21 protein-coding genes, 1 tRNA gene and 3 pseudogenes are annotated in these 25,085 nt (G+C 63.1%); 15 read left to right on the top strand and 10 right to left on the bottom strand.

Annotated elements, in window-relative coordinates:
* Positions 1-11 precede the first annotated feature (11 nt).
* From BF95_RS04280 to BF95_RS04300, 5 genes and pseudogenes are all read left to right on the top strand, one after another.
* Complete coding sequence (locus BF95_RS04280) at positions 12-839, top strand: cytochrome c oxidase subunit 3 (RefSeq protein WP_043149634.1); 828 nt, start codon at positions 12-14, stop codon at positions 837-839.
* A gap of 85 nt (positions 840-924) precedes the next feature.
* Positions 925-1,584, top strand: a complete 660-nt coding sequence (locus BF95_RS04285; protein WP_051519844.1) for an SURF1 family protein — start codon at positions 925-927, stop codon at positions 1,582-1,584.
* A 44-nt stretch (positions 1,585-1,628) separates the two neighbouring features.
* Positions 1,629-3,028: pseudogene (gene thrC / locus BF95_RS04290) on the top strand (threonine synthase).
* A 10-nt stretch (positions 3,029-3,038) separates the two neighbouring features.
* Complete coding sequence (locus BF95_RS04295) at positions 3,039-3,908, top strand: class I SAM-dependent methyltransferase (RefSeq protein WP_043149722.1); 870 nt, start codon at positions 3,039-3,041, stop codon at positions 3,906-3,908.
* Positions 3,909-3,965: 57 nt separating this feature from the next.
* Positions 3,966-4,511, top strand: coding sequence for a hypothetical protein (locus BF95_RS04300; protein WP_043149636.1), 546 nt, complete (start codon positions 3,966-3,968; stop codon positions 4,509-4,511).
* A 418-nt stretch (positions 4,512-4,929) separates the two neighbouring features.
* Here BF95_RS04300 and BF95_RS04305 read toward each other — a convergent pair whose 3' ends face one another.
* Together BF95_RS04305 and BF95_RS04310 are read right to left on the bottom strand one after the other, a co-directional pair.
* Complete coding sequence (locus tag BF95_RS04305; RefSeq protein ID WP_043149638.1) at positions 4,930-5,202, bottom strand: 3TM-type holin; 273 nt, start codon at positions 5,200-5,202, stop codon at positions 4,930-4,932.
* 10 nt (positions 5,203-5,212) lie between these two features.
* Complete coding sequence (locus BF95_RS04310) at positions 5,213-5,752, bottom strand: glycoside hydrolase family 108 protein (protein ID WP_043149639.1); 540 nt, start codon at positions 5,750-5,752, stop codon at positions 5,213-5,215.
* Between the two features lie 269 nt (positions 5,753-6,021).
* Here BF95_RS04310 and BF95_RS04315 point away from each other — a divergent pair, with 269 nt between their 5' ends.
* The gene (locus tag BF95_RS04315) at positions 6,022-6,609 is read left to right on the top strand and encodes a PAS domain-containing protein (protein WP_043149640.1); all 588 of its coding nucleotides are present in this window, start codon (positions 6,022-6,024) and stop codon (positions 6,607-6,609) included.
* Between the two features lie 51 nt (positions 6,610-6,660).
* Here BF95_RS04315 and dapD read toward each other — a convergent pair whose 3' ends face one another.
* The 4 genes from dapD to BF95_RS04335 all read right to left on the bottom strand — a co-directional run bounded on the left by dapD (position 6,661) and on the right by BF95_RS04335 (position 9,909).
* The gene (gene dapD, locus BF95_RS04320) at positions 6,661-7,497 is read right to left on the bottom strand and encodes a 2,3,4,5-tetrahydropyridine-2,6-dicarboxylate N-succinyltransferase (RefSeq protein WP_043149641.1); all 837 of its coding nucleotides are present in this window, start codon (positions 7,495-7,497) and stop codon (positions 6,661-6,663) included.
* On the bottom strand, positions 7,494-8,165 hold the full coding sequence (locus tag BF95_RS04325; protein ID WP_043149643.1) for a pyrimidine 5'-nucleotidase: 672 nt from the start codon (positions 8,163-8,165) through the stop codon (positions 7,494-7,496). The genes dapD and BF95_RS04325 overlap by 4 nt, the downstream gene beginning before the upstream one ends.
* A gap of 147 nt (positions 8,166-8,312) precedes the next feature.
* On the bottom strand, positions 8,313-9,032 hold the full coding sequence (locus BF95_RS04330) for a TIGR00730 family Rossman fold protein (protein ID WP_235209555.1): 720 nt from the start codon (positions 9,030-9,032) through the stop codon (positions 8,313-8,315).
* A gap of 196 nt (positions 9,033-9,228) precedes the next feature.
* Complete coding sequence (locus BF95_RS04335; protein ID WP_043149646.1) at positions 9,229-9,909, bottom strand: extensin family protein; 681 nt, start codon at positions 9,907-9,909, stop codon at positions 9,229-9,231.
* Between the two features lie 158 nt (positions 9,910-10,067).
* Between BF95_RS04335 and BF95_RS04340 the strand changes: the two genes are divergently transcribed.
* From BF95_RS04340 to BF95_RS04360, 5 genes and pseudogenes are all read left to right on the top strand, one after another.
* Positions 10,068-11,228, top strand: a complete 1,161-nt coding sequence (locus BF95_RS04340) for a phosphoserine transaminase (protein WP_043149647.1) — start codon at positions 10,068-10,070, stop codon at positions 11,226-11,228.
* Positions 11,229-11,362: 134 nt separating this feature from the next.
* Positions 11,363-12,942, top strand: a pseudogene (serA, locus tag BF95_RS04345) (phosphoglycerate dehydrogenase).
* A 134-nt stretch (positions 12,943-13,076) separates the two neighbouring features.
* Positions 13,077-14,207 carry an ATP phosphoribosyltransferase regulatory subunit gene (locus BF95_RS04350; RefSeq protein ID WP_043149648.1) on the top strand — a complete coding sequence of 377 codons (1,131 nt, stop codon included), beginning with the start codon at positions 13,077-13,079 and terminating at the stop codon, positions 14,205-14,207.
* Between the two features lie 132 nt (positions 14,208-14,339).
* Positions 14,340-15,629, top strand: a complete 1,290-nt coding sequence (locus BF95_RS04355) for an adenylosuccinate synthase (protein WP_037474785.1) — start codon at positions 14,340-14,342, stop codon at positions 15,627-15,629.
* A 5-nt stretch (positions 15,630-15,634) separates the two neighbouring features.
* Positions 15,635-15,816: pseudogene (locus BF95_RS04360) on the top strand (hypothetical protein).
* Here the strand turns inward: BF95_RS04360 and BF95_RS04365 are convergent.
* On the bottom strand, positions 15,809-17,056 hold the full coding sequence (locus BF95_RS04365; RefSeq protein WP_152542559.1) for a dicarboxylate/amino acid:cation symporter: 1,248 nt from the start codon (positions 17,054-17,056) through the stop codon (positions 15,809-15,811). The pseudogene BF95_RS04360 and the gene BF95_RS04365 sit on opposite strands and share 8 nt — an antisense overlap.
* A 200-nt stretch (positions 17,057-17,256) precedes the next feature.
* Between BF95_RS04365 and BF95_RS04370 the strand changes: the two genes are divergently transcribed.
* Entirely contained in the window at positions 17,257-18,141 is an 885-nt protein-coding gene (locus BF95_RS04370) for a bestrophin family protein (protein WP_043149651.1), read from the top strand.
* Positions 18,142-18,215: 74 nt separating this feature from the next.
* Here BF95_RS04370 and BF95_RS04375 read toward each other — a convergent pair whose 3' ends face one another.
* From BF95_RS04375 to BF95_RS04385, 3 genes are all read right to left on the bottom strand, one after another.
* Positions 18,216-19,739 (bottom strand): mechanosensitive ion channel domain-containing protein, encoded by a 1,524-nt coding sequence (locus BF95_RS04375; protein WP_235209557.1) that lies wholly within the window; start codon positions 19,737-19,739, stop codon positions 18,216-18,218.
* Position 19,740: 1 nt separating this feature from the next.
* Positions 19,741-20,544, bottom strand: coding sequence for a prolipoprotein diacylglyceryl transferase family protein (locus BF95_RS04380; protein ID WP_051519845.1), 804 nt, complete (start codon positions 20,542-20,544; stop codon positions 19,741-19,743).
* Between the two features lie 272 nt (positions 20,545-20,816).
* Positions 20,817-20,891 (bottom strand) — tRNA-Gly (locus BF95_RS04385).
* A gap of 351 nt (positions 20,892-21,242) precedes the next feature.
* Here BF95_RS04385 and paoA point away from each other — a divergent pair.
* Genes paoA through paoC form a run of 3 tightly spaced genes read left to right on the top strand, consistent with a single transcriptional unit; the run spans position 21,243 to position 25,038 of the window.
* Positions 21,243-21,881 carry an aldehyde dehydrogenase iron-sulfur subunit PaoA gene (gene paoA / locus BF95_RS04395; RefSeq protein WP_043149653.1) on the top strand — a complete coding sequence of 213 codons (639 nt, stop codon included), beginning with the start codon at positions 21,243-21,245 and terminating at the stop codon, positions 21,879-21,881.
* Positions 21,878-22,834 carry an FAD binding domain-containing protein gene (locus BF95_RS04400; protein ID WP_043149655.1) on the top strand — a complete coding sequence of 319 codons (957 nt, stop codon included), beginning with the start codon at positions 21,878-21,880 and terminating at the stop codon, positions 22,832-22,834. Before paoA ends, BF95_RS04400 begins: the two co-directional genes overlap by 4 nt.
* A complete protein-coding gene (gene paoC, locus BF95_RS04405; protein ID WP_043149657.1) occupies positions 22,831-25,038 on the top strand; it encodes an aldehyde oxidoreductase molybdenum-binding subunit PaoC in 2,208 nt (735 codons plus the stop codon). Before BF95_RS04400 ends, paoC begins: the two co-directional genes overlap by 4 nt.
* The last annotated feature ends 47 nt before the right edge of the window (positions 25,039-25,085 follow it).

The following is a 25,085-nucleotide window of genomic DNA, read 5'->3' on the forward strand; positions in this document are numbered from 1 at the left end:
AAGAGCACGTCATGGCAGGCGCCAAGAATCACGATTATCATATTCTCCCGCCCAGCATCTGGCCGTTGTTCGGTTCGATGTCGGTGTTGATCATGGCCGTGGGCGCGATCATGTGGATGCATCCCGACGCCATGCCCGCAGGCGGCGGCTGGGTGTTCATGCTCGGTTTCGCCGGCGTTCTCTTCACCTTTTACAGCTGGTGGGCGCACGTGGTGGCTGAAGCTCATGCCGGTGATCACACCCCGGTGGTCCAACTGCATCTGCGTTACGGCATGATCCTGTTCATCGCGTCCGAAGTCATGTTCTTCGTCGGCTGGTTCTGGGCGTTCTTCGACTTTGCGCTCTTCCCCAGCGCGCTTCCGCCGATCGACGGCCTGTTCCCGTCCAAGGGCGTGGAGGTCATGAACGCCTTCGAACTGCCGCTGCTCAACACGCTGATCCTGCTCTGTTCGGGCACGACCATCACTTGGTCGCACCACGCGCTGATCCACGGCGATCGCGATGGCATGATCAAGGGTCTGTGGTGCACCATTATCCTGGGCGCGGTCTTCTCTTGCGTTCAGGCCTATGAATATGCCCACGCCCCGTTCGACTTCGGTGGCAACCCCTATAGCTCAGCCTTCTACATGGCGACCGGCTTCCACGGTTTCCACGTTCTGGTCGGCACGATCTTCCTGATCGTCAACCTGGCGCGCGCCTATAAGGGCCACTTCACCCCGCGCCAGCATTTCGGCTTCGAAGCCGCCGCCTGGTACTGGCATTTCGTCGACGTGGTGTGGTTGTTCCTCTTCGTCGCCATCTATGTCTGGGGCGGCTGGGGTGCGACGATCCACGGTTGATCCGCTTGCTGCGTAAAAAGATCATCGGCCGGAGCATCGCTCCGGCCGTTTTCTTTTGGGCGGGCGGGCGCTATGCACTCGGCCCATGAACCCCTTGCCCGATCCCGCCCCGCGCGCCGCGCGCATCCCCCTCATACCGACCATCATTGTTGCTCTCGCCGTGCTGGTCATGATCGGGTTGGGCATCTGGCAGATCGATCGCCGCGCTGAAAAGGAACAGGCGCTGGGCCTTGCCACCAGCAACCCGGGCAAGCCGCCAGTCGCCTTTCCGCAAATGCCGCCGGTCACGTCAGACATTCTCTTCCGCCCATCCTCGCTCCACTGCCTGCGCGTCGTCGGCTGGCAGGTGGAAGCGGGCCGTGCCGCCGATGGCAGCACCGGCTATCGTCACATCGCCCAATGCGCGACCGGCGCAGAAGGCCCGGGGGCCTTGGTCGCAGTCGGCGTGACCCAACGCCCGGACGCCAAGCCCGACTGGACCGGCGGCCAGGTTGCAGGCTGGATCAGCGAAGAGCCTGACCATCGCGCGCTGATTTCGCGCATTGGCGGCAAGACGACGCCGCTTCGCCCGATGTTGATCGCCCGCACCGCGCCAGCGGGCATGAAGGCGAGCGCGCCACCCAGTGCTGCCGACGTTCCCAACAACCATCTCGCCTATGCGGTGCAATGGTTCTTCTTTGCGGGCATAGCAGTGATCATCTATATTCTCGCCCTGCGCCGCCGGAACGCGCCCAAGGCCCCGTAAAGGCTTGCTCCCGCGCGCATCGGCCGCTACCGCGCTTTCCCATCATGCAATATCAGAGCACCAGGGGGAGCGCGCCGTCGCTCGGTTTCGAGGATGTGACGCTGGCAGGGCTGGCGTCCGATGGCGGGCTATATCTGCCGACAAGCTGGCCCCACTTCTCGCCGGACGATATTCGCGCCTGGCGGGCCTGTCCTATGTCGAAACCGCTGTGCGGGTTATGACCCCCTTCGTCGCGGGATCGCTGACCGAAGAGGAACTGCGTGAACTGTGCACGACCGCTTATGGCCGGTTCAGCCATCAGGCGGTCGTACCACTGGTGCAGCTCGATCATCAGCATTGGCTGCTTGAACTGTTTCACGGCCCGACCCTGGCGTTCAAGGATGTCGCGCTGCAATTGCTGGGGCAATTGTTCGAACGCTTCCTTTCGCGCCGCGATGATCACCTAACGATCGTCGGCGCGACATCGGGCGATACCGGATCAGCGGCGATCGATGCCGTGGCGGGGCGCGAGAAGATCGACATCTTCATGCTCCATCCAGACGGCCGAGTGTCCGACGTCCAACGGCGGCAGATGACCACGGTGCGCGCGCCCAACGTCTATAATATCGCGATCGACGGCAGTTTCGACGATGCCCAGGCGCTGGTGAAGCGCATGTTCAACGACGCCGATTTCTCGCGCCGCTTCAACCTGTCCGCCGTCAACTCGATCAACTGGGCACGGTTGATGGCCCAGATCGTCTATTATTTCTACGCCGCTGTGCGTCTGGGCGCGCCAGAACGTCCGGTCGCCTTCTCGGTCCCCACGGGCAATTTCGGCGACGTGTTCGCGGGCTATGTCGCGGCGAAGATGGGGCTGCCCGTCGCCAAGCTGATCGTGGCCACCAACGTCAACGACATCTTGCACCGCGCCCTGTCCGACGGCGATTACAGCCAGGGCCAGGTCGTGCCGACCGCGACGCCCAGCATGGACATTCAGGTCAGTTCCAATTTCGAGCGGCTGCTGTTCGACGCGGGCGGGCGTAACGGGCAGGCGCTCGCCGACCAGATGCGCGGGTTCGAAGCCAGCAAGGCGATGCGCCTGACCAACGCCCAGCGCGACGGGGCGGCAGCGCTCTTCTCCTCGGCGCGCGTCGATGCCGATGGCATGACCATGGCGATGCGCTGGGCCTATGACGGTGCCGGTCAGATCATCGATCCGCACACCGCTATCGGCCTTGCCGCTGCACAGGAGGCGGGCGTCGATGCGTCGATCCCGGTCGTCACATTGGCCACCGCGCACCCCGCCAAGTTCCGCGATGCGGTCGAGCGCGCCACTGGTACCCGTCCGCCGGTGCCCGCGCGCGTCGGCGACCTGTTTGCGCGCGAGGAAAGCTACGTCAAGCTGCCCGGCACGTTCGAGGCGGTAACCGCTTATGTCGCCGAGCGCGCGACTCCGCGCGCCTGACGAGGCCGGGTTGGAACTCAAAACCCTTATCGGCGAACCCTGGGCCGACTATGGCCTGATCGATTGCGGCAACGGTCGCAAGCTGGAGCGTTACGGCCGCTACCGCTTCATTCGCCCCGAACCGCAGGCAATGTGGGCGCCCGCAACCGAGGATTGGAAGGCGGACGCCGAGTTCGTCCCCGGATCCGACGAGGATGGCGGTGGCCGCTGGTATTATGACCAGCCGGTCCCCGCCGATGGCTGGCCACTGAGCTGGCAGGACGTGACTTTCCAGTCGAGTTGCACCCCCTTCCGCCATCTCGGCTTCTTCCCCGACATGGCCCCGGTATGGGACTGGATGCGGGAACGGACCGCTGACAAGGCGGAAGCGGAGGTCATGAACCTGTTCGGCTATACCGGCGTCGGCACGCTCGCCATGTCGGCCAGCGGCGCGCGCATGGTCCATGTCGATGCGTCGAAGAAGTCCGTGGCGCAGGCGCGCGCCAATGCCGATCTGTCCGGCATGGCAGACAAGCCAATCCGCTGGATCGTCGAGGACGCCGCCAAATTCGTTGCCCGCGAAGTCCGGCGCGGCCGCCGCTATGACGGCATCTTGCTCGACCCGCCCAAATATGGCCGCGGCCCTGACGGCGAAGTCTGGCGACTGGAGGAGGATCTGCCTGCCCTCATCGCCAATTGCCGCCAATTGCTCGATGCCGACAGCCGCTTCCTGTTCCTCACTGTCTATGCCGTGCGCATGTCGGCGCTGGCGATCGGCGAATTGTTGCGACAGGCCTTTGTCGACCTGCCCGGCACGGTCGAGGTCGGGGAATTGGCGGTGCGCGAGGAGGCGCGCGGCCTGTTGCTGCCGACCGCCATCTGGGCGCGTTGGCGGCGCTAAGCGTCACCCTGGCCTTTTCGCCTTGAGCCGCTCGTCGCGCTCCGGCATGGGGTGGCAATGCGCCTCATCCCCTCCCTTGCCGCCCTGTTCCCCCTATTGGCCCTGCTTGGTGCCTGTGTCGGCCCTGGCGAGCGCACATCTGCTCCAGCACCGGCACCCACGCCGCGCCCAGCCCCTCGGCCAATCGCGCCGGCGCCCCCGGCACCGGTCGCCCCGGAATGGCAGGATCGGGCAACGACACCGGGCAACTGGTTTTATCGGACGGAGCCAACCGGATCGGTCGCGCTGTTCGGCACCAGTCCAACAACGCCGCAACTCGCCTTTCGCTGTGATCGGGCGACGAGCCGGATTGTCATATCGCGTATCGGAACAGGGCAGGGGCCAATGACGCTGCGGACCAGCTACGGGGCCGTCCTGTGGCCGACCACCAGCGTTGCCGCGCCGCAACCGCAGGTCCAGGCGGTTCGCGCCGCGTCGGACGTCACGCTGGACCAGATCGCCTATAGCCGGGGCAAGTTCGCGGTGGAGGTGCAAGGCGTTGCGCCGCTGATCCTACCCGCTTGGGCTGAAGTTGCGCGGGTGATCGAGGATTGCCGAGGCTAAGGGATTTCGACGCACTTGGGAAAGGCGCGTTGGGGAAAAGCGCGGACGAAGAAGTATGATTCGAAAAAAGATTTTTACAAGGCTTGATCATCCTCTCCACCTGATTCACATTCGCCTCGTGGACGGGCGAAGGACGAGAGTTCCCAAGCGGGCCACGCGGGCTTCAACATAGCGAAAGGAGGTGATCCGATGTCTCATGGTTCAGCAATGGGGTCGGTCAAGTCCATTCGGGAAATGCGCCGCTGAGCGACGCTGTGACGTCGGTCCTCCCTGAAGACGGGATTTCAAGCGCCAATAGACAGGCCATCCCCGTACAGGCAGGATAGCGCGACCATCATTTCCCCTGGGCGGCACTTTCGGCCGCTGACCATGTCAATGATGGGCCGTCGAACCCTTGGTTCGGCGGCCCCTCTCATGCCTATCGTTCCGCGCCCTTCGCCTTTCCCCAGGCGCGCGCGGCGGTATAGCCCAGATAGCCTGTGCCAAAGAGTGCATAAAGCGGTTCGGGCAGAGCGTTGAAATAGGCGCGCATCCCGCCGATGATCGCGCCCGCCACCTCCGGTCGCCAGCCCGCGACGAGGCCCATCGGCACCGACCAGAGCAGCAATGCATAGATGACATAGAGGAAAGTCGGCCGCGCCCGCCGCGTCCACGGATCAGCCGCATCAATCGTCTCGCTAACCTGCGTCATGTCTCTCTCCCTAACCGATCCGGTTGGCCAACCAACCATAGAGGAACGCCTCATTGGCCGGGCGACTTTCGGCGAGCGCGATATAGCGTTCGCCCTGCATCGCCTCGATCGCCGCGAGCAGCACGCGGTCGCCCGTGGTCCCACGCAGCACGCGGAAGGCCTGTAGAGCGGCCAATGTTCGGGCGCCGATCACCCGATCCACCTTGAGGTCGGGATAGTCCTTCTGATTGCGGTTGAGGGCGTTGAGTGCGCGCTGAAGAAAGCCGGTGGCCGTCCCCACCCCCATGTTGACAGCCGTGTCGAAAAGTTCGGCGGCTATGGCGGGGGCCAGTTCGGCGACGAAGCCATAGCCTGGCTGGTCCCAATATAGGCGTCGATAGATCGCCGCCGCCTGGGCACGGGGAAGCGCCTGCATAGGCCCGGCATAGCCGTTCGCCCGCGCCACGGCCTGGGTGATCCCCCAATTTGTCGGCCCGCCGCGGTCGGCCGGATGGTTGCTATAGCCACCCTCCCGCGTAATGACTTCGTCGATCAGATCTGCAACGTTCATGTCGGCCTCCTTACAATTAAGAGGCATGGTATTTATCCCATATGGTTAGTTGTAGGACAGCGAAAAATTGGGATGTGGATGGGATGATTGGCGTCGCTCCGCTTCGCCAAATGGCTGCGGCCCCATCCAGTCCCCCTGTTATTGCCCGGAAATTCGTCTTTCCGCTGTAGGCCAAGCCTTGCAAAAACCGCTATATCTAGGGCAATATGGACCAAAGGGTGCGGTTTTCGTCTCTGTTGCCCGCTCCCCTCATGTGAGTGCGTTTGTCCATGCCTCTTTCCGATATGATCGCCAGCAGCGCCATTCCCGCCGTGATCAGCGACCCCCGCCTGCCCGACAATCCGATCGTCGATTGCAACGACGCCTTCATGGCGCTCACGGGCTATAGCCGCGCTGATATCATCGGACATAATTGCCGCTTCCTTAAAGGCCCGGCGACCGAAGCGGAGCGGACCGACGAACTGCGCCAAGCTGTCCGCGAAAAGCGTCCGGCGATCGTGGAACTGTGGAATTATCGCAAGGACGGTACGCCATTTCGCAACGCCGTGATGGTCGCGCCGATCTTCGGTGAGACAGGCGAGGTCGAATATTTCCTGGGATCGCAAATGGCGGTGGGCGAGCCGGACGGGCAGGCGACGCAAAGATCCGCCGACGCGCGCCTGCGGATCGATGCGTTGACCGCGCGCCAGCGCGACGTGTTGGTGGCGATGACGGCCGGCAAGCTCAACAAGCAAATCGCCTGGGACATGGGCCTGACCGAACGCACGGTGAAGATGCACCGCGCCGCGATGCTCAAGGCGCTGGGGGTGCGCACCGGGGCCGAAGCAATCCGGCTGGCGATCGAGGCCGGTTATTGAGCGACGCAGGCGGTCGGTCGGCACCCTGCCCGAGCACCGACCGGTTTTGGATCAGTCGCGCAACAACTCGTTGATGCCCGTCTTGGCCCGCGTCTGTCCGTCGACCCGCTTGACGATCACCGCGCAATAGAGGCTCGGCCCCGGCGTGCCGTCGGGCAATGGCTTGCCTGGCAGGCTGCCGGGCACGATCACCGAGTAAGGCGGCACTTGCCCCATGAAGATTTCGCCGGTGGTGCGGTCGATGATCTTGGTCGACTGGCCGATGAACACGCCCATCGACAGGACCGAACCCTTGCCGATGCGCACGCCTTCCACCACTTCGGACCGCGCGCCGATGAAGCAGTCGTCTTCGATGATGACCGGATCGGCCTGTAACGGCTCCAGCACGCCGCCGATGCCGACGCCACCCGACAAATGGACATTCTTGCCGATCTGGGCGCAGCTACCTACCGTCACCCAGGCATCGACCATCGTGCCTTCATCGACGAACGCGCCGATATTGACGAAACTTGGCATCAGAATGGCGTTCTTCGCGATATGTGCGCCCGCCCGCGCGAACGCACCTGGAACCGCGCGGAAACCGGCGGCGCGAAATTCCGCCTCGCCCCAGCCAGCGAACTTGCTAGGCACCTTGTCCCACCAAAAACCGCCACCGGGGCCGTTTTCGATCAGCGCATTGTCGTTCAGGCGGAAGGACAAAAGCACGGCCTTTTTGAGCCACTGATTGACCTGCCAGCCGTCCGCCGTGGGCTCGGCGACACGCCCTTTACCGCTGTCGAGCAGCGCGAGCGCTTGCGTAACGGCATCGCGAATGGCCCCCTGCGTGGTAAGGCTGACATTAGCCCGGTCTTCCCAAGCAGCGTCGATCGTGGCGATAAGGTCGGTCATGCGGTTTCCTCAAGAATGCTGGCCAGAAAAGGCCTCAAATGGTCGGTTTCGAAATCGATGAAATCGGGATGATGGTCGTGATTGCCCGCTTCCGATCCGTTATTGACCCAAATGGTCGCCATGCCGATCGCCTTGGCGGGGCGCAGGTTGCGCGCCATATCCTCGAAGAAGGCGGCGCGGGTCGGATCGACGCCATGGACCCGGCATAATTGCGCATAGCCCGACGGATCGGGCTTGGGCACATATTGGCAAGCGTGAATGTCGTGGATCAGCTCAAATGTGTTGCCCAGGCCGAGTTTGTCCAGCACCCGCCCCGCATAGGTCGCGTCGCCATTGGTGAAGATCAGCCGACGACCCGGCAGCGCTGCGATATGCGCATTGAGATCGGTATCGACCTCCAGCCGATCCATCGAAATGTCATGGACATAGTCCAGGAAATCATGCGGCGCGATGCCATGATGATGCATCAGCCCCGACAATGTCGTGCCATGCTCCATGAAATAACGCTTTTGCGTTTCGCGGGCGATCACCGGATCGCATCCCAGCAGGCCTTGGATGAACTCGCCCATCTTCACGTCGATCAGCGCGAACAGGTCCGCCTTCGCCGGATAGAGCGTGTTGTCCAGATCGAAGATCCAGGTGTCGACATGGTCCAGTGCGCCAAGCATGGCCGCGCCCTAATCTCGTGTGCGGGGAAGGGCAAGGGGCGAGGGGTGCTCAAACCTCTCGCTCATCGTCATCCCCGCGAGGGCGAGGATGCACCTCCCCATCTCTATTCTCACGACAATGGGTCAGCGGCTATCCAAGGTGAGCCGTCAACAGGCCAGCGGCTCACTGTCATGATAAAAGGCTTGCACAGCGCGCCAGGCTTCGTCGGCCGTCTCGACCCAGGTGATGAGGTCAAGATCCGCGTGCGAAATCACCCCTTCATCGGCCAGTGCTTCGAAATCAACCACCCGGTTCCAGAAATCCTTGCCGAACAGCAGGATGGGGATGGGTTTCATCTTGCCAGTCTGGATCAGCGTGAGCAGCTCGAACATTTCGTCGAACGTGCCAAATCCACCGGGGAACACCGCCAGCGCCCGCGCGCGGAGCAGGAAATGCATCTTGCGCAGCGCGAAATAGTGGAATTGGAAACTCAGTTCCGGCGTGACGAACCGATTGGGCGCCTGTTCGTGCGGCAGGACGATGTTCATGCCGATCGTCGTCTGGCCGACATCGGTCGCGCCGCGATTGGCGGCCTCCATGATCGAGGGGCCACCGCCCGAACAGACTACGAAATGGCGACATCCCGCCTCGTTTACCGGATATTCTGCTGCGATCCGCGCCAGCGCGCGGGCTTCCTCATAATAGCGCGCCTTGGCCGCCAGATTTTCCGCAATTTTGCGCTGCTGCGGTGTGGTGGCTGCGTCTATGCGGGCCTGCGCTTGATCGGGTTCGGGAATCCGCGCCGACCCGTAAAAGACGAAGGTCGATTCGATCCGCGCCTCGTCCATCAACAACTGTGGCTTCAACAATTCCAGCTGGAACCGCACCGGACGCAAATCCTCGCGCAGCAGGAATTCGGTATCCTGAAAGGCGAGGCGATAGGCCGCGCTCTGGGTTTGGGGGGTGCCGGCTTGTTTGGCCGCATCGTCGGCCTCTTCGCGGGCTGGACGGAATTTACGTTCTTCAATCTCTTTTTAGTCATCCCCACGATTTAAGGCGTGTCGATGAGATTGCCAAGTCGGATCACCGGCAAAAGCCGCCACGCCCGCCCATGTCGAAATGAAAATGATCGTGATGGGCCGCATTATAATCGGGGCTCAGCACCGTATTGAACCGCTTGCACGCGCTGGCATGGACCGTTTTGAGGAACTGCCGCGTATCCCTGTCGCCCTGCCAGCCTTGCTGCACGGATATTTTGCGACCATCGGCCAGAACGAAGGCGGCGATGTCGATCGCATTGCTGTGGGCATGTTCGGATAATTTGCCGCTGCCTGCGATCGGGCGGCAATTATAGGTGCCGAACGTCTCGATCCGCACGATCTCCGCCCCCAATATGCTGCGCGCGGCGGGTTGCACACCATAGCGCGCCCAAGCGGCGAAATTGGCCGCCAAGTTGCACGTCATCGCCCCCAAATTGGTGGCGGGCACACCGATGTCGAGCAATTTGACGCTGTTCAGCGCGCTGCACCCGCCGCCGAACGTGCGGTCGGGCAGGGGGGTGAAGGCGACATCCTGCGATTGCAGTTTCGCGAAACATTGCCGCGCCTCCATCGTCGGCACTGCCGCGGCACGCACCGGCTTCGACACGCTCGCCACCCGTCCGCGCGGCACCAGGTTGCCGCCGCATGCACTCAGCATCGTCGCCAGGGCCACGGCCAGGGCCGCGTTGCGCAACAGAGTCATAGGTGTCGCCCGCTCTTCCATGAGTCGGCAGTGTAGCAGCCCAAATCTTTATGATAGTTAACGGCGCGATCAGTTCGTCCCATTTTCGCACCATCCTTGACAGGCCTGCCGAAATCTCTAGGGCGAGCAGCGGGCCACGCGGTCCCAACGCCGCGCTGCTCTCTGTAAGGAGACGCTACATGACTGATTTGACTGCCGTTGACGCCACAATTGCGCGCGCTGAAAAGCCCGCCACCCGTCCGGCCCGCCCTTTCTTCTCTTCCGGTCCCTGCGCCAAGCCACCCGGCTGGAGCGCGGACAAGTTGGCAACCGACTCGCTTGGCCGGTCGCATCGCGCCAAAATCGGCAAGAGCCGCCTTGCTTATTGTATCGACCTGATGCGCGAACTGCTCGGCCTGCCCGACACCCACCGCATCGGCATCGTGCCTGGCTCCGACACCGGCGCTTTCGAAATGGCGATGTGGACGATGCTCGGCGCCCGCCCGGTCACGACGCTCGCCTGGGAAAGCTTCGGCGAAGGCTGGGTGACCGATGCCGCCAAGCAGTTGAAGCTCGACCCCACCATCATCCGCGCCGACTATGGCCAGTTGCCCGACTTGGACGGTGTGAACTTCGCACATGATGTCCTGTTCACCTGGAACGGCACCACGTCGGGTGTGCGCGTGCCCAATGCCGACTGGATCCCCGAAACCCGCGAGGGCCTGACCTTCGCCGACGCGACTAGCGCGGTGTTCGCCTATGACATTGACTGGGCCAAGATCGACGTCGCGACCTTCTCCTGGCAGAAGGTGCTGGGCGGTGAGGGCGGCCATGGCGTGCTGATCCTTGGCCCCCGCGCGGTCGAACGGCTCGAAACCCACACACCTGCCTGGCCGCTGCCCAAGGTCTTCCGCCTGATGGCCAAGGGCAAGCTGGCCGAAGGCATTTTCAAGGGCGAGACGATCAACACCCCCTCCATGCTGGCGGTCGAAGATGCGATCTTCGCGCTGGAATGGGGCAAGTCGCTGGGTGGGTTGCAAGGTCTCATCGCCCGGTCCGACGCCAATGCTGCGGCGCTGGGCAAGATCGTAGCCGAACGCGACTGGCTCGGCCATCTCGCGCTCGATGAAGCGACGCGCTCGAAGACCAGCGTGTGCCTGACCGTCGCCGGTGCCGACGAAGCCTTCATCAAGGCCTTCGCCGCCCTCCTCGAAAAGGAAGGCGCGGCCTATGACATTGCGGGCTATCGCGATGCCCCGGCGGGCCTTCGCATCTGGTGCGGCGCGACCGTCGACACCGCCGACATCGAAGCGCTCGGCCCTTGGCTCGACTGGGCCTATGCCCAGACCAAGGCCGCCTGAACTCCACTAATTTCCCCGTCATTCCCGCGAAGGCGGGAACCCATCTCCCACCCTATCGACAGGTGCAATGTCGGGAGATGGATCCCCGCTTCCGCGGGGATGACGGACGTGATTTTTCCAAAAGGATCAAATCCATGCCTAAAGTCCTTATTTCCGACAAGATGGACCCCCGCGCTGCCGCGATCTTCCGTGAACGCGGTGTGGAAGTCGATGAAATCACCGGCAAGACCCCCGAAGAACTGATCGCCATCATCGGCAACTATGACGGCCTCGCCATCCGTTCCTCGACCAAGGTGACCAAGGCGATCCTCGACGCCGCCACCAACCTGAAGGTCATCGGTCGCGCCGGCATCGGCGTCGACAATGTCGACATCCCCTATGCCTCGGCCAAGGGCGTGATCGTGATGAACACCCCGTTCGGCAATTCGATCACCACCGCCGAACACGCCATCGCGCTGATGTTCGCGCTGGCGCGTCAGATTCCTGAAGCCAATGCGCAGACCCAGCAGGGCTTGTGGCCCAAGAACGGCTTCATGGGCGTGGAAGTCACCGGCAAGACGCTGGGCCTGATCGGCGCGGGCAATATCGGCTCGATCGTCGCCACCCGTGCATTGGGCCTCAAGATGAAGGTCGTCGCCTTCGATCCCTTCCTGACGCCCGAACGCGCGATCGAAATGGGCGTGGAAAAGGCCGATCTCGACACGCTGCTGGCACGCGCCGACTTCATCACGCTGCACACGCCGCTGACCGACCAGACCCGCAACATCCTGAGCCGCGAAAACCTGGCCAAGACCAAGAAGGGCGTGCGCATCATCAACTGCGCGCGTGGCGGTTTGATCGACGAAGCTGCGCTCAAGGATGCGCTCGACAGTGGCCAGGTGGCTGGTGCCGCGCTCGACGTGTTCCAGACCGAACCGGCCAAGGATTCGCCGCTGTTTGGCACGCCCAACTTCATCTGCACCCCGCATCTGGGCGCATCGACCGATGAAGCCCAGGTCAATGTCGCGCTGCAGGTCGCCGATCAGCTCTCCGACTATCTGCTCGACGGCGGCATCACCAATGCGCTCAACGTGCCGTCGCTGTCGGCTGAGGAAGCCCCTAAGCTCAAGCCCTATATGCGATCGCCGAAAAGCTGGGCAGCCTGGTCGGCCAGCTCGAAGGCGACCAGATCACTGGCGTTGCGGTAGAGGTCGAAGGCCATGCCGCCGAACTCAACCAGAAGCCGATCACGGCTGCGGTTCTGGCAGGCCTGATGCGCGTCTATTCGGACACGGTGAACATGGTCAACGCCCCCTTCCTGGCGAAGGAACGCGGCCTCGACGTGCGCGAAGTGCGCCATGATCGCGAAGGCGATTATCAGACGCTGGTGCGCGTCACCGTCACCACCGAAAATGGCGAGCGCTCGGTTGCAGGCACCCTGTTCGGCGCAGCCAGCCCGCGCCTGGTCGAACTGTTCGGCATCAAGGTGGAGGCCGATCTCGACGGCACCATGCTCTACATCGTTAACCAGGACGCACCCGGCTTCATCGGTCGTCTGGGATCGACGCTGGGCGAAGCCAATGTCAATGTCGGCACCTTCCACCTGGGCCGCCGCAATCAGGGCGGCGAAGCCGTGCTGCTGCTCTCGGTCGATGGCACCGTCACCGAACCGCTGCGCTGGGAAATCTGCAACCTGACCGGCGTGAAGCAGGTCAAGCTGCTGCGCTTTGCTTAAGGGGTAATCCCTGAACCGTTCGTCCTGAGCCTGCCGAAGGACTGTTCTTAAAAAGAACAGAGGGCTTCGACAGGCTCAGCCCGAACGGCGGATGGGGATGGCCTAGCGCCAATTTTCCGCTAAAGGCGCAAGCCATGACCATGATCCCGCCAAGCCTCCTCCCGGAGGGTCTATCCGATCGCCTGCCGCCGCAGGCCGAAGCCTCCGCCCGCCTCGCGCGCCGTGTGCTCGATACGATGGCGACCCATGGCTATGAAAGGGTCATGCCACCACTCGCGGAGTTCGAAGATACGCTCACCCAGCGTCTGAAATCGATGCGCGCGCAGGATCTGGTCCGCGCGGTTGATCCCGTGTCGCAGCGTAGCTTGGCGCTGCGCCCGGACATGACGGCGCAGGTCGGCCGTATCGCCGCCACGCGCCTCGCCGCCGCGCCGCGTCCCTTGCGCCTCTCCTATGCCGGGCCGGTCATCCGTCTCAAGGCCAACCAGTTGCGCCCTGAGCGCGAGAAATTGCAGGTTGGCGCTGAACTGATCGGCACAGACAGCGTCGCCGCCGCGGTCGAGATCGTCAATGTCGCGATCGAAGCCCTGCAGGCGGCGGGCGTCACGGGTCTGACCATCGACTTCACCCTGCCCGACCTGATCGACATGCTGGCCGCCGGGCCGCTGCCATTGGCGGCGGGCGAGTTGGAAGCGGTGCGCACCGAACTCGACGCGAAGGATGCAGGGGCGCTGGTCGCGCTTGGCCCGCAGGCCGCCGCCTATCTGCCCCTCATTGAAGCGACCGGCCCGTTCCACGCCGCGATGGAGCGCCTGGAAGCCTTCAATGCAAGCCTGGGCGGCGCGATCGACAGCCGCATCGCGGGCCTGCGCGCCATCGCGAAACCGATCGGCTGGGACATCACCCTGACGCTCGACCCTACCGAACGCCATGGTTTCGAATATCAGAACTGGTTTGGCTTTTCGATCTTCGCTGAGGGCTTTATCGGCGAAATCGGCCGGGGCGGCAGCTACGCGATCTGCCACGCCAATGGGCAGGACGAACCGGCGATGGGCTTTTCGCTCTATCCCGATCCGCTGATCGACGCAGGCTTTGGCGGCGAAACCCCCAAGCGCCTGTTCCTGCCGCTGGGCGCCGATGCGACCCGCGCCGCCGAACTGCGCGGCGAAGGCTGGCACACCGTCGCCGCGCTGGTCGGCGACGAGGATGGCGCGACCTTGCGCTGTTCGCACTGGCTCGACGGCGTGGAGCTTCGCCCCTTCTGACTTGACTTTGAGGCCGCCGCGCGGCTAACCGCCGCGTGAATAGGGTGCCATTGCGCCCGCTTGATCCCACCGGCATGCCGAGTCCCGTCGAAGGGCATGGCCGGTCCGCGCGGCGGGCGGAGGACTGTATCTGTGGCAAATGTAACCGTAATCGGCGCCCAATGGGGCGACGAAGGCAAGGGCAAGATTGTCGATTGGCTGTCGGAGCGCGCCGATGTCGTCGCCCGCTTCCAGGGCGGTCATAATGCGGGCCACACGCTCGTTGTCGGCGAGAAGGTTTATAAGCTCTCGCTGCTGCCATCGGGCATCGTGCGCGGCACGCTCAGCGTCATCGGCAATGGCGTGGTGCTGGACCCCTGGCATTTCCGCGATGAAGTCGCGAAACTATCGGCGCAGGGTGTCACCATCACGCCCGACAATCTCCAGATCGCCGAAACCTGCCCGCTTATCCTGCCCTTCCACCGCGACCTCGACGGTCTGCGCGAAGATGCCAGCGGTGCCGGCAAGATTGGTACAACGAGGCGCGGCATCGGCCCGGCCTATGAGGACAAGGTCGGCCGTCGCGCCATCCGCGTGTGCGACCTCGCGCATCTCGACGACCTCGGCCCGCAGCTTGACCGCCTGACCGCCCATCATGACGCGCTGCGCACCGGCTTTGGCGAACCGCCGATCGACCGCGCCGCGCTGATGGCGGAATTGACCGAAATCGCCGACTTCATTCTGCCCTTCGTCAAGCCGGTCTGGCTGACGCTCAACCGCGCCAAGGCGGCAGGCAAGCGCATCCTGTTCGAAGGCGCGCAGGGCACGTTGCTTGACATCGACCATGGCACCTATCCCTTCGTCACCTCGTCCAACACGGTGGCGGGGACGGCAGCGAGCGGCACCGGCCTTGGCCCCAATGCGGCTGGCTTCGTGCTGGGCATCGTCAAGGCCTATACTACGCGCGTCGGCTCCGGCCCGTTTCCAACCGAGCTGGAGGACGCCACCGGCCAGCGGCTGGGCGAGCGCGGCCATGAATTCGGCACCGTGACCGGGCGCAAGCGCCGCTGCGGCTGGTTCGACGCCGTGCTGGTGCGCCAGTCGGTCGCGGTATCGGGCGTCACAGGCATCGCGCTCACCAAGCTCGACGTGCTGGACGGCTTCGACACGCTGCAAATCTGCGTCGGCTACAAGATTGGCGAGCAGACGTTCGACTATCTGCCCGCCCATGCGCAGGATCAGGCCAAGGCACAGCCAATCTACGAAAGCATCGAAGGCTGGCACGACACCACGGCGGGCGCGCGCAGCTGGGCCGAACTGCCCGCGCAGGCGATCAAATATATTCGCCGGATCGAAGAGTTGATCGGCTGCCCGGTCACGCTCGTATCCACCAGTCCCGAGCGCGAGGATACCATCCTCGTGCGTGATCCCTTCGCGGATTAAAGGCGATGGCAGGCGAGAAGTTCGAACGGCACCGGCAGCCTGGACCCAGGACGAAATCCAGAAGCTGCACACGCTGGCCAAGAAGGGCATGGGGTTGAAGGCGATCGCCAAGGCGCTGACCCGGACCGAGGAATCGACCAAGGCCCGCGCCAAGGAAGACGGGCTGAACATCGCCAAGCTCAGATAGAGACCGGCGCTTCCTCCTCGCCTGCCGCGATCACCGTCGCCGCGACCAGATCGCCGGTGACGTTGAGCGCGGTGCGGCACATGTCGAGCAATCGATCGACGCCCAGCACCAGCCCGATGCCTTCGGGCGGTATGCCCACCATCCCCAGGATCATTGCCACCACCGGCAGCGATCCGGCCGGCACGCCCGCCGTGCCGACGCCGCCCAGGATGCACATCATCATCACCATGACCTGCTGCGGGATACTGAGGTCAATGCTGAAAAACTGGGCGAGGAAGATCACGGTGATCCCCTCGAACATCGCCGTACCATTCTGGTTGGCGGTTGCGCCGATCGTCAGGACGAAGCGTGCGATCCGGCGCGGCAGGTGCAATTTGTCCTCCGCGATGCGCAGCGCGGTCGGCAGCGTCGCGTTGGAGGAAGCAGTGGCAAACGCCATGACCGTCGCCTCCTGCACATCGGCGAAGAAGCGTAGCGGCGAGCGTTTGGCGATGAAGGCGATCAGCAGCGAATAGACCCCGAACATCTGGATCGCGAGCGCCAGCAGTACGACGCCGACATAGGCCGACAACCGGATCAGCAAGTCCCAGCCAAATTGCGACGCCAGGTTGAACATGAAGCAGGCGATGGCGATCGGGGCGAGGCGGATGACCAGCCCCATAAGCCGCATCGTCACCGCCAGCACGCCCTCCATCGCCGTCAGCAACATCTGCGTCTGTGGCGTCCGCACCAGCACCAGCCCGATGCCGAAGAAGAGGGAAAAGATCATCACCGCCAATATGTCGTTGCCTGCCATGGCTGTGACGACATTGTCGGGCACGATTGCGATGAAGGCGGCCATCCCCTGCGGCGCGTCATTGCCCCGGCTCAATATCGCCTGCGCGCCAGGCCCCGCATCGCTTAGCATCGCCCGCGCTGCCGCCGGGTCGATGCCTGCGCCCGGCTGCAACAGATCGACCACCAACAGGCTGACGGCCACCGCGATGGCCGACACGACAAACGTGTAGATCAGGGTGCGAAGCCCTATGCGCCGCAACGCCCGGATTTCGCCCATTTCGGCGATCCCCACAATCAGTGCCGATACCAGCAGCGGGATCACCAGCATGAACAACAGCCGTAGGAAAATCTGCCCGATCGGCGCGGTCACATAGGTGACGACGCCATCGACCCATCGTGCATCGGGCGCGACCATGTAAATGACCAGCCCCGACAGCAGTCCGATGCCGAACCCGGCCAGCATTTGCCATTGCAACGACACAGCGGCCGTTTTCTGACCGGTTTCAGTTCTTGTTTCAGGCGTCGTGCCGGTCAATGGTGGTTCCTTCTGGCTACCCTTCTCAGCAACGGTCCGACAAGGCTGCAAGTTTCACGATCCTTTACCACCGACGGAGCCTTTGCACGTGTCTCGCGTTGGCCCGGTCCAATCTCCCGGAGACCTGCATGATCGTCGACCCCGTTCCCTCGATGCGCCGCATCGCATCCGAAGTGTGGAAACCGCTGACACTCTTGTTCATTTGGGACTGCGTCGTCACGCTCACTTATTATGTCCTGCCGTTCCGGGCACCCTCGTTGCCGCTCACCATTTTCGGGTCTGCGTTGGCGCTGTTCCTGGGGTTCCGCTCCAACTCGGCCTATGAACGTTGGTGGGAGGGCCGCACTCTATGGGGTGCGATGATCAACGCGTCGCGCAGCCTCGCGCGCGCAACCCGCAATTTCCTGCCCGATCCCGAGGCGCGCGATCTCAAGCGCGAGATCGTGAAGCGGCAGATCGCCTATGTGAATGCGCTACGCTGCCAATTGCGGCGGCAGCCTCTCGACGACGACGTAACCCGCTTTCTGGAGAAAAAGGATAAGGAACTGGCCCTCGCGCGCATCAATGTCGCCAATGGCCTTCTCGACAGCACCGGTCGCCGGATCGACATCGCGCGGCGCGCAGGCTGGATCGACACGATCCAGCAAACGCAGATGGAGGCGGTGCTGGTGGACATCGCCAATGCGCAAGGGGGGATGGAGCGACTGAAGAACACGCCACTGCCGGTCCAATATCGCTATCTGCCGACGCTGTTCGCCCACATTTTCTGCATCTTTCTGCCGATCGGTCTGGTCGAGACGCTGGGCCTCGCGACGCCGCTTGGTTCGACCATGGCGGGCCTCATGTTCCTGGCGGTCCTGCGCATCGGCGACGATCTGGTCGACCCCTTCGCCAACACCGTTCATGACGTATCGATGAGCGCCATGTGCCGCACGATCGAAATCGACCTGCTCCAGTCGATCGGCGACCCCGCACCGGACCCGTTAAAGCCCGCGCGCGGTGTTCTGTGGTAGGAAAACCTACCGTTGCGCATGACGCCTCTGTTCGCTCCGCGATCGGAACGGTGCCCGGCCAATCGACGCACTGATCATTCGATCGGGCGACGATCGTCCAGTAAATCGCCAGCCTTGGCTTCGGCACGTTCTTCATCAACCAGTTTTGCGACATGCGCGTCGGGTAGCGTGTCCTGCGCGACCCGGTCGCGCGGAGGACGGACGGGTGTTGCGATATCGCGCTCGACCGGTTTTGCCGTTTGCGGCGCTGCAAAGGGCGAGGCCTGATCGAAGCGCAGGCGATAGATTGGCTCCGGCAACGCGAAGCCCGCATCTTCAAGGGCGCGCTTGGCGGTATCGAGCGCTAGGCTACGGCCGCTGAGAAAATCGGTTTTCGTCTGATCAACCCAGCCGAAGAAGCGCAGTACGATATTCGAATCGCCTACTTCGCAAATGATCGCGGTGGGGGCGGGCGTATCGAGGAGGAAGCCAATGCCGCGCATCCCCGCCAGGCCGACGGCCATGCCATCGACAGGATCGTCTTCGGCGTCGATGCCCAGATCAAATTCGAACCGGCGTTCGGGGTTGCGCGTGTAGTTCAGGATCACGGCCTTGAAGACGGTCGAATTCGGAATGCGCAGATGATTGCCATCCAGCGTCATCAGGATCGTCGCGCGGCTGGTCAGGCGGACCACCCGGCCTTCATTGCCCTCGATCACGACATGGTCGTTGGCGCGAAACGGTTGGCGCAGGCTGAGCATCAGGCTGGAGACATAATTATCCACCGTGTCGCGAACGGCAAATCCGATCGCGATGCCGATAACCCCCGCGCCGCCCAATACCGCACCAAGCAGCGCGGTCGCGCCGAGCACTTCCAATCCCGACACCAGGCCCAGCACGATGAAGACGAAGCGGATCAGTGTGGCCAGCAATTCGGCAAGAAAGGCGTTGGGGGTAATTTTGCGCCATAAGGCCCCAAAGGATGCCAGCATATAGCCAAATGCGCCGATCAGTAGGGCGATGGCGAGCGCGACCCCGATAAGCGGCAGGCCGCGCACCAGGCCGCGAAGATCATTACCAAATTTATCGAGGACTGGCGTCAGGTTACTGTCGACCTGCAGATCGCGCGTCACCTCATTCTGGACCGTGACGACGCCTGCAACCCGCGCGGCAATCGCGCCCGCACTCTCGACATCATCGGTTGTCGCGACTGATCCGGTCAAGGTCACAACGCCGGCCGAAACGCGGACGCCGATGGTCCGCAAACCCCCGACTTCGGAGAATATGCTGCGGATACGTTCTCGAATGTCGGTGTCCGACGTTACATCCGCGCGCGTCGCGATCGACATTTGCGGCTGCGGCGCTTCTGCCGCAGGTGGGGATACGCTGATCTGGGCACCGGCAGGGATTGGCAGGAGAAACCCGCAAAGCAACAACGCAAAACAAAGGATCGATGCGCGCGCCTGTGAAACGCGATCGGCGACATAGAGGAGCGAGCGAGGAGAGCCGTGCAGATTCAGCCTAATCCTCGAAACGGTCGGATGGGTCATTGCGACGCAGGCGATTGATGCTGAACAGGTCACGCCGACGAAGGAGACCCCCATGGAGACGCGGTTCATGTCATGATGTCCTTTGCAGATCATGGATCGCGGCGGTCAGCGCGGCGCGGGAAATCTCACCCGCATGAAGATCGACGATGTCGCCTGCTTCGTTCACGAACAAGGTGGTGGGAAGGGCAGGGGAGGCGATGGTCCGCCCCAAAATTCCGGCCACATCGGTCACGATTCCCTTATCGGCGAACCCCTGCTGATTCAAATAGGCACGGATCGCGGCCGCGCTTTCTCCCTGGTTGACGAGCAGCACCGGAATGTTCGAACCCTGCGCGACATCAATGAACATGGGCATTTCGCGGCGGCAGGGCGGGCACCAGGTCGCCCACAGGTTGATGACCATCGGGCGCCCCGCTGTGCCCAGTGCGATCTTGTCGCCAGACAGGGTGGTCAGGGCCAGCTGTGGCATTGGCCGCGGCTGAGGCCGCATCAGTTCGACTGCGCCCGCATGAAGCAGAGCAAGGCCAGTCAGCGTCGCCATCAACGCCAGGCCAGCCGGTTTGCGGCCCAGCATGATGGCGATCGTGATCGCCGCGACGATGATTCCGGTCAGGGCGGAAAAGCCGCCTTGCCAGATTGCCACCATGGTCCATGGATCGGCCATGAAGGCATCGATATTTGCGAGGATGAATCCCATTCTGGCCCCGACGAAGCCAAGCAGCAGCGAGATCCATCCAACTCGATTGGCACGGCCATCCAGCCGCGCTGCTATCAGGCTCGCCATCGCCACGAAGCCCCAGATAGCGGCGATCGCCATAAGTCGATCTGTGGCCATGGCCAGCGGGCCGATCTCTACTATCCCATCCATCATCATAATGGCATGACGTACATCATATGGCGGGTGCAATGAAAAGGATGAGCGCCCATTTTACTTTGGCGACGTCAGACACCCGATTAGCGGCTCTCGTGCTTTGGCTTGATGTTCGAGCCGATGGCCTCTGTCCTAAGTCGGACCGGCCATTCGCGTGCTGCCACCGAACAGGTTCGGCGCATAGTGGGCCTTCATCGCGTGTGCGTATCGAGCGTTGCAAGAATTGGAGAAATTCCCCCAAGTGCCCCAGAACCCATTGATATATCTATGAATTCTGGAGCGGGCGAAGGGATTCGAACCCTCGACCCCAACCTTGGCAAGGTTGTGCTCTACCCCTGAGCTACGCCCGCTCTGGCGGCCGGAGGATGTGTCCCTCTCGGCGGGTGGCGGGGAACTAGCAGCGCTTTTGGGGATCGGCAAGGGGAGAATTGCACAAATATGAAATTCCTTGCTGCAAGTGCCGAAAAGCCTGGTTTTCCGCCACTTTCGTCCCGTTCGACGCCCTCGGCCGCCCCGCGCCCTCCAGCGCAAAAATGTGAAACCATTGTACGACTCGCTGTCCGGCTATCACGCTGGTCCTGCCGCCCTGGCAATAGGTGCGCTTGCGCTGCCGCACCTTGTCGATCATATTTCCTGCATCGGCAGGGATCATTTATCGCCGCCCTTCGTATGACAGCCGATAGCAGAAGAAAGGGACTGCCATGCCGTCCGATCAGATTACGCGCCGCGGCATGCTGCGCGGTGGAACCACCATAGCAGCGGCAACCACGCTTCTGTCCCGCGCGCAGGCGGCAGAGCCTGTCGCCGCTTCCTCCCGCGAAGGAACTTCGATGATCCCGGTGGAATTGACCGTCAATGGGCGCGAGGCGCATTTGCAGCTCGATCCCCGGACCAGCCTGCTGGATGCGCTGCGCGAGCATCTGCACCTGACCGGCACCAAGAAAGGGTGCGACCATGGCCAGTGCGGCGCTTGCACGGTCATCGTCGAAGGGCGACGCATCAACAGCTGTCTGACGCTGGCGGTCATGCATGATGGTGAGGCGATCACGACGATCGAAGGGCTGGGGACACCCGACAAGCTTCACCCGATGCAGCGCGCCTTCATCACCCATGACGGCTATCAATGCGGCTATTGCACGCCGGGCCAGATTTGCTCGGCCGTCGCCGTGCTGGAAGAAATAGAAGCGGGCATCCCCAGCCATGTCACCGACGATCTGGACAAGGTGGCGCTGACCGATGCCGAACTGCGCGAGCGGATGAGCGGCAATATCTGCCGCTGCGCTGCCTATCCCAATATCATCGCTGCCATGAATGACGTTGCCGGGGGAGCCAAGGCATGAAGCCCTTCACCTACAGCCGCGCGACCAGCGCGCAGGAGGCGGCGCAGATGGCCGCCTCGACGCAGGGCGCACGCTTCATCGCGGGCGGCACCAATCTGCTCGACCTGATGAAGCTCCAGATCGAGACGCCGACCCATCTGATCGACGTCAATCCGCTGGGCCTCGACAAGATCGAGAAGACGGCCGACGGCGGGCTGCGCATCGGGGCGCTGGTGCGCAATACCGACCTCGCCGCCGAGAAGGCGGTGCGGCGCGATTATGGCGTGTTGAGCCGCGCCTTGCTGTCGGGTGCATCCGGCCAGCTACGCAACAAGGCGACCACGGCGGGCAATCTGCTGCAGCGCACCCGCTGCCCCTATTTTTACGATACACGCATGCCCTGCAACAAGCGCAAGCCGGGCAGCGGCTGCGGGGCACTGCAGGGCATGAGCCGCAACTTGGCGATATTGGGCGTGAGCGATGCGTGCATCGCCCAGCATCCCAGCGACATGGCGGTGGCGATGCGCTTGCTCGACGCGACGGTCGATACCGTCGGTGCGGACGGTGCGACCCGCTCGATCCCGATCGCCGATTTCCACCTTCTGCCTGGCGACACACCCCATATTGAAACGGCGCTGAAAGCCGGAGAGATCATCACGTCGGTCACCCTACCCAAGCCGATCGGCGGCACCCATGTCTATCGCAAGGTGCGCGACCGTTCCTCCTATGCCTTTGCGCTGGTGTCGGTGGCGGCAGTGTTCGGCAAGAATGGCGCGTCGCGCTTTGCCTTTGGCGGTATCGGCGCAAAGCCGTGGCGCACGCCCGATGCGGATGCGGCCGCGGGGTCCGGCGCGAAGGCAGTCGCGGACGCAGCCCTGACGGGTGCCCGCACGACGCACCATAATGATTTCAAGAAGAAGCTGGTGGAGCAAACACTGACGTCGCTGTATCGGCAGAAGGAGGCACGGGCATGAAGTTCGATACGCCCGCCGGGTTGAACCCGATCGACAAAGGCCGTGTCGTGGGCAAGGCCCATGACCGGATCGACGGCGCTGCCAAGGTGACCGGCACGGCTCCCTACGCCTATGAGCGACATGATGCCGCGCCCAATGCCGCTTATGGCTGGATGGTAGGATCGGGCATTGCAAAGGGGCGCATCGCGGCCATGGACCTGCGCGCGGCCGAAACTGCGCCTGGCGTTTTGGGTATCGTCACCTACGCCAATGCCGGCAAACTGAATAAGGGCAGCATGAATACGGCGCCTCTATTGGGTGGGCCGCAGATCGATCATTATGATCAGGCGGTTGCCTTGGTCATCGCCGACAGCTTCGAAAATGCGCGCGACGCGACCAAACTGGTGCGGATCGATTATACGAGCGAAAGCGGAAAGTTCGACCTGGCCGCCGAGCGGGCCAATGCGGTCAAGCCACCCGAAGGCGGCTTTGGCGGATCGCCGGATACGGCAGTCGGGGATTTCGACGGCGCGTTCGCCAAAGCAGCGGTCACGATTGACCATCAATACACCACCCCCGACCATAGCCACGCCATGCTGGAACCGCACGCCTCCACCGCGGCGTGGAATGGCGACAAGTTGACGTTGTGGACGTCCAACCAGATGATCGCCTGGACTGTAGGCGATGTCGCCAAGACATTGGGCATTCCCAAGGCGAATGTCCGGCTGGTGTCGCCCTATATTGGTGGCGGCTTCGGGGCCAAGCTGTTTCTGCGCGCCGACGCGCTGCTGGCAGCGTTGGGGGCCAGGCAGGTCGGGCGTCCGGTCAAGGTCGCGCTCGCGCGGCATCAGATCCCTAACAACACTACGCATCGCCCTGCGACGATCCAGCGCATCCGTATCGGCGCGGACAAGGATGGCGTGATCGACGCGATCGGCCATGAAGTCTGGTCGGGCGACTTGCCCGGCGGCGGGCCGGAGACGGCGGCGCAGCAGACGCGGCTGCTCTATCGCGGTGCCAATCGGATGACGGCGCATAGACTGGCGACGCTCCATCTGCCCGAAGGCAATGCGATGCGCGCGCCGGGTGAGGCGGTCGGCTTGCTTGCGCTTGAAATCGCGATGGACGAACTGGCGGAAGCCTGCGGCGTCGATCCGGTCGAACTACGCATCCGCAACGATGTGCAATATGATCCCGAAGCAGGCACGCAGCGGCCCTTCTCCAGCCGCAAGCTGGTGGAGTGCATGCGCGCCGGGGCCGAGCGTTTCGGCTGGAACAAGCGCCAGGCAAAGCCTGGTCAGGTGCGCGACGGACGCTGGATGGTTGGGATGGGCGTCGCTTCGGCCTTCCGCAACAATCTGGTCGGCAAGTCGGGCGCGCGGATCGGTGTGGATGGCAAGGGGCAGGTGATCGTCGAAACCGACATGACCGACATCGGCACCGGCAGCTATACGATCATCGCCCAGACGGCGGCCGAGATGATGGGCGTGCCAATGGACGCCGTCACCGTTCGGCTGGGCGATAGCCGCTTTCCTGTGTCGGCCGGTTCGGGCGGGCAGTGGGGTGCGAACAGCTCGACGGCAGGCGTCTATGCCGCCGCCACTGCATTGCGCGCGAAATTGGCTGAAAAGGCGGGCTATCCAGTCGATCAAGCCGAGTTCGAGGAAGGCCTCATCCGCCATGAGAACAAGTCCCAGACGCTGGCGGCGCTCGCTGGACGTGAGGGCGTATGGGCCGAGGACAGTATCGAATTCGGCGATCTCGACAAACGCTATGCGCAGGCGACGTTCGGCGCGCATTTCTGTGAAGTCGGCGTCGATATCGATACGGCCGAAGTGCGTATCCGCCGCATGGGCGGTGCGTTTGCCGCAGGACGCATCCTCAACCCCAAATCCGCGCGCAGTCAGGTCATCGGCGCGATGACGATGGGGGCGGGGTCGGCCCTCATGGAGGCGCTGGACGTCGACACCCGCTTTGGCTTTTTCGTCAATCACGACATGGCCGAATATCTGGTGCCGGTTCATGCCGATATCCCCGAGCAGGACGTGCTGTTCATCGAAGAATTGGACGATAAGAGCTCGCCGATGAAGGCAAAGGGCGTGGGCGAGCTCGGGATTTGCGGGGCTGGCGCAGCGGTAGCGAACGCCATCTATAATGCGACCGGTATCCGCATCCGCGACTATCCCCTGACCATCGATAAATTGCTCAAGGCGCGGGCGGCCTGAGCGTTGCCAGTCGGGTGATCGAACGGTAGGCCGATCGGCATGATTGT

Source organism: Sphingobium sp. Ant17 (genome assembly GCF_000588875.1).
In the GTDB taxonomy this organism is placed as follows: Bacteria; Pseudomonadota; Alphaproteobacteria; order Sphingomonadales; family Sphingomonadaceae; genus Sphingobium.

What these genes read in the sequence shown, in the direction of transcription:
- BF95_RS04310 (WP_043149639.1), bottom strand. Translation starts at nt 5,752, where the DNA reads ATGAACGTTGCAGATCTGATCGACGAAGTCATTACGCGGGAGGGTGGC.
- BF95_RS04305 (WP_043149638.1), bottom strand. Translation starts at nt 5,202, where the DNA reads ATGACGCAGGTTAGCGAGACGATTGATGCGGCTGATCCGTGGACGCGG.
- BF95_RS04370 (WP_043149651.1), top strand. Translation starts at nt 17,257, where the DNA reads ATGATCGTCGACCCCGTTCCCTCGATGCGCCGCATCGCATCCGAAGTG.
- BF95_RS04340 (WP_043149647.1), top strand. Translation starts at nt 10,068, where the DNA reads ATGACTGATTTGACTGCCGTTGACGCCACAATTGCGCGCGCTGAAAAG.
- BF95_RS04325 (WP_043149643.1), bottom strand. Translation starts at nt 8,165, where the DNA reads ATGCTTGGCGCACTGGACCATGTCGACACCTGGATCTTCGATCTGGAC.
- BF95_RS04300 (WP_043149636.1), top strand. Translation starts at nt 3,966, where the DNA reads ATGCGCCTCATCCCCTCCCTTGCCGCCCTGTTCCCCCTATTGGCCCTG.
- BF95_RS04350 (WP_043149648.1), top strand. Translation starts at nt 13,077, where the DNA reads ATGACCATGATCCCGCCAAGCCTCCTCCCGGAGGGTCTATCCGATCGC.
- BF95_RS04375 (WP_235209557.1), bottom strand. Translation starts at nt 19,739, where the DNA reads ATGAACCGCGTCTCCATGGGGGTCTCCTTCGTCGGCGTGACCTGTTCA.
- BF95_RS04400 (WP_043149655.1), top strand. Translation starts at nt 21,878, where the DNA reads ATGAAGCCCTTCACCTACAGCCGCGCGACCAGCGCGCAGGAGGCGGCG.
- paoA (WP_043149653.1), top strand. Translation starts at nt 21,243, where the DNA reads ATGCCGTCCGATCAGATTACGCGCCGCGGCATGCTGCGCGGTGGAACC.
- BF95_RS04365 (WP_152542559.1), bottom strand. Translation starts at nt 17,056, where the DNA reads ATGCTGGCCGGGTTCGGCATCGGACTGCTGTCGGGGCTGGTCATTTAC.
- BF95_RS04380 (WP_051519845.1), bottom strand. Translation starts at nt 20,544, where the DNA reads ATGATGATGGATGGGATAGTAGAGATCGGCCCGCTGGCCATGGCCACA.
- BF95_RS04280 (WP_043149634.1), top strand. Translation starts at nt 12, where the DNA reads ATGGCAGGCGCCAAGAATCACGATTATCATATTCTCCCGCCCAGCATC.
- dapD (WP_043149641.1), bottom strand. Translation starts at nt 7,497, where the DNA reads ATGACCGACCTTATCGCCACGATCGACGCTGCTTGGGAAGACCGGGCT.
- BF95_RS04335 (WP_043149646.1), bottom strand. Translation starts at nt 9,909, where the DNA reads ATGGAAGAGCGGGCGACACCTATGACTCTGTTGCGCAACGCGGCCCTG.
- BF95_RS04285 (WP_051519844.1), top strand. Translation starts at nt 925, where the DNA reads ATGAACCCCTTGCCCGATCCCGCCCCGCGCGCCGCGCGCATCCCCCTC.
- BF95_RS04315 (WP_043149640.1), top strand. Translation starts at nt 6,022, where the DNA reads ATGCCTCTTTCCGATATGATCGCCAGCAGCGCCATTCCCGCCGTGATC.
- paoC (WP_043149657.1), top strand. Translation starts at nt 22,831, where the DNA reads ATGAAGTTCGATACGCCCGCCGGGTTGAACCCGATCGACAAAGGCCGT.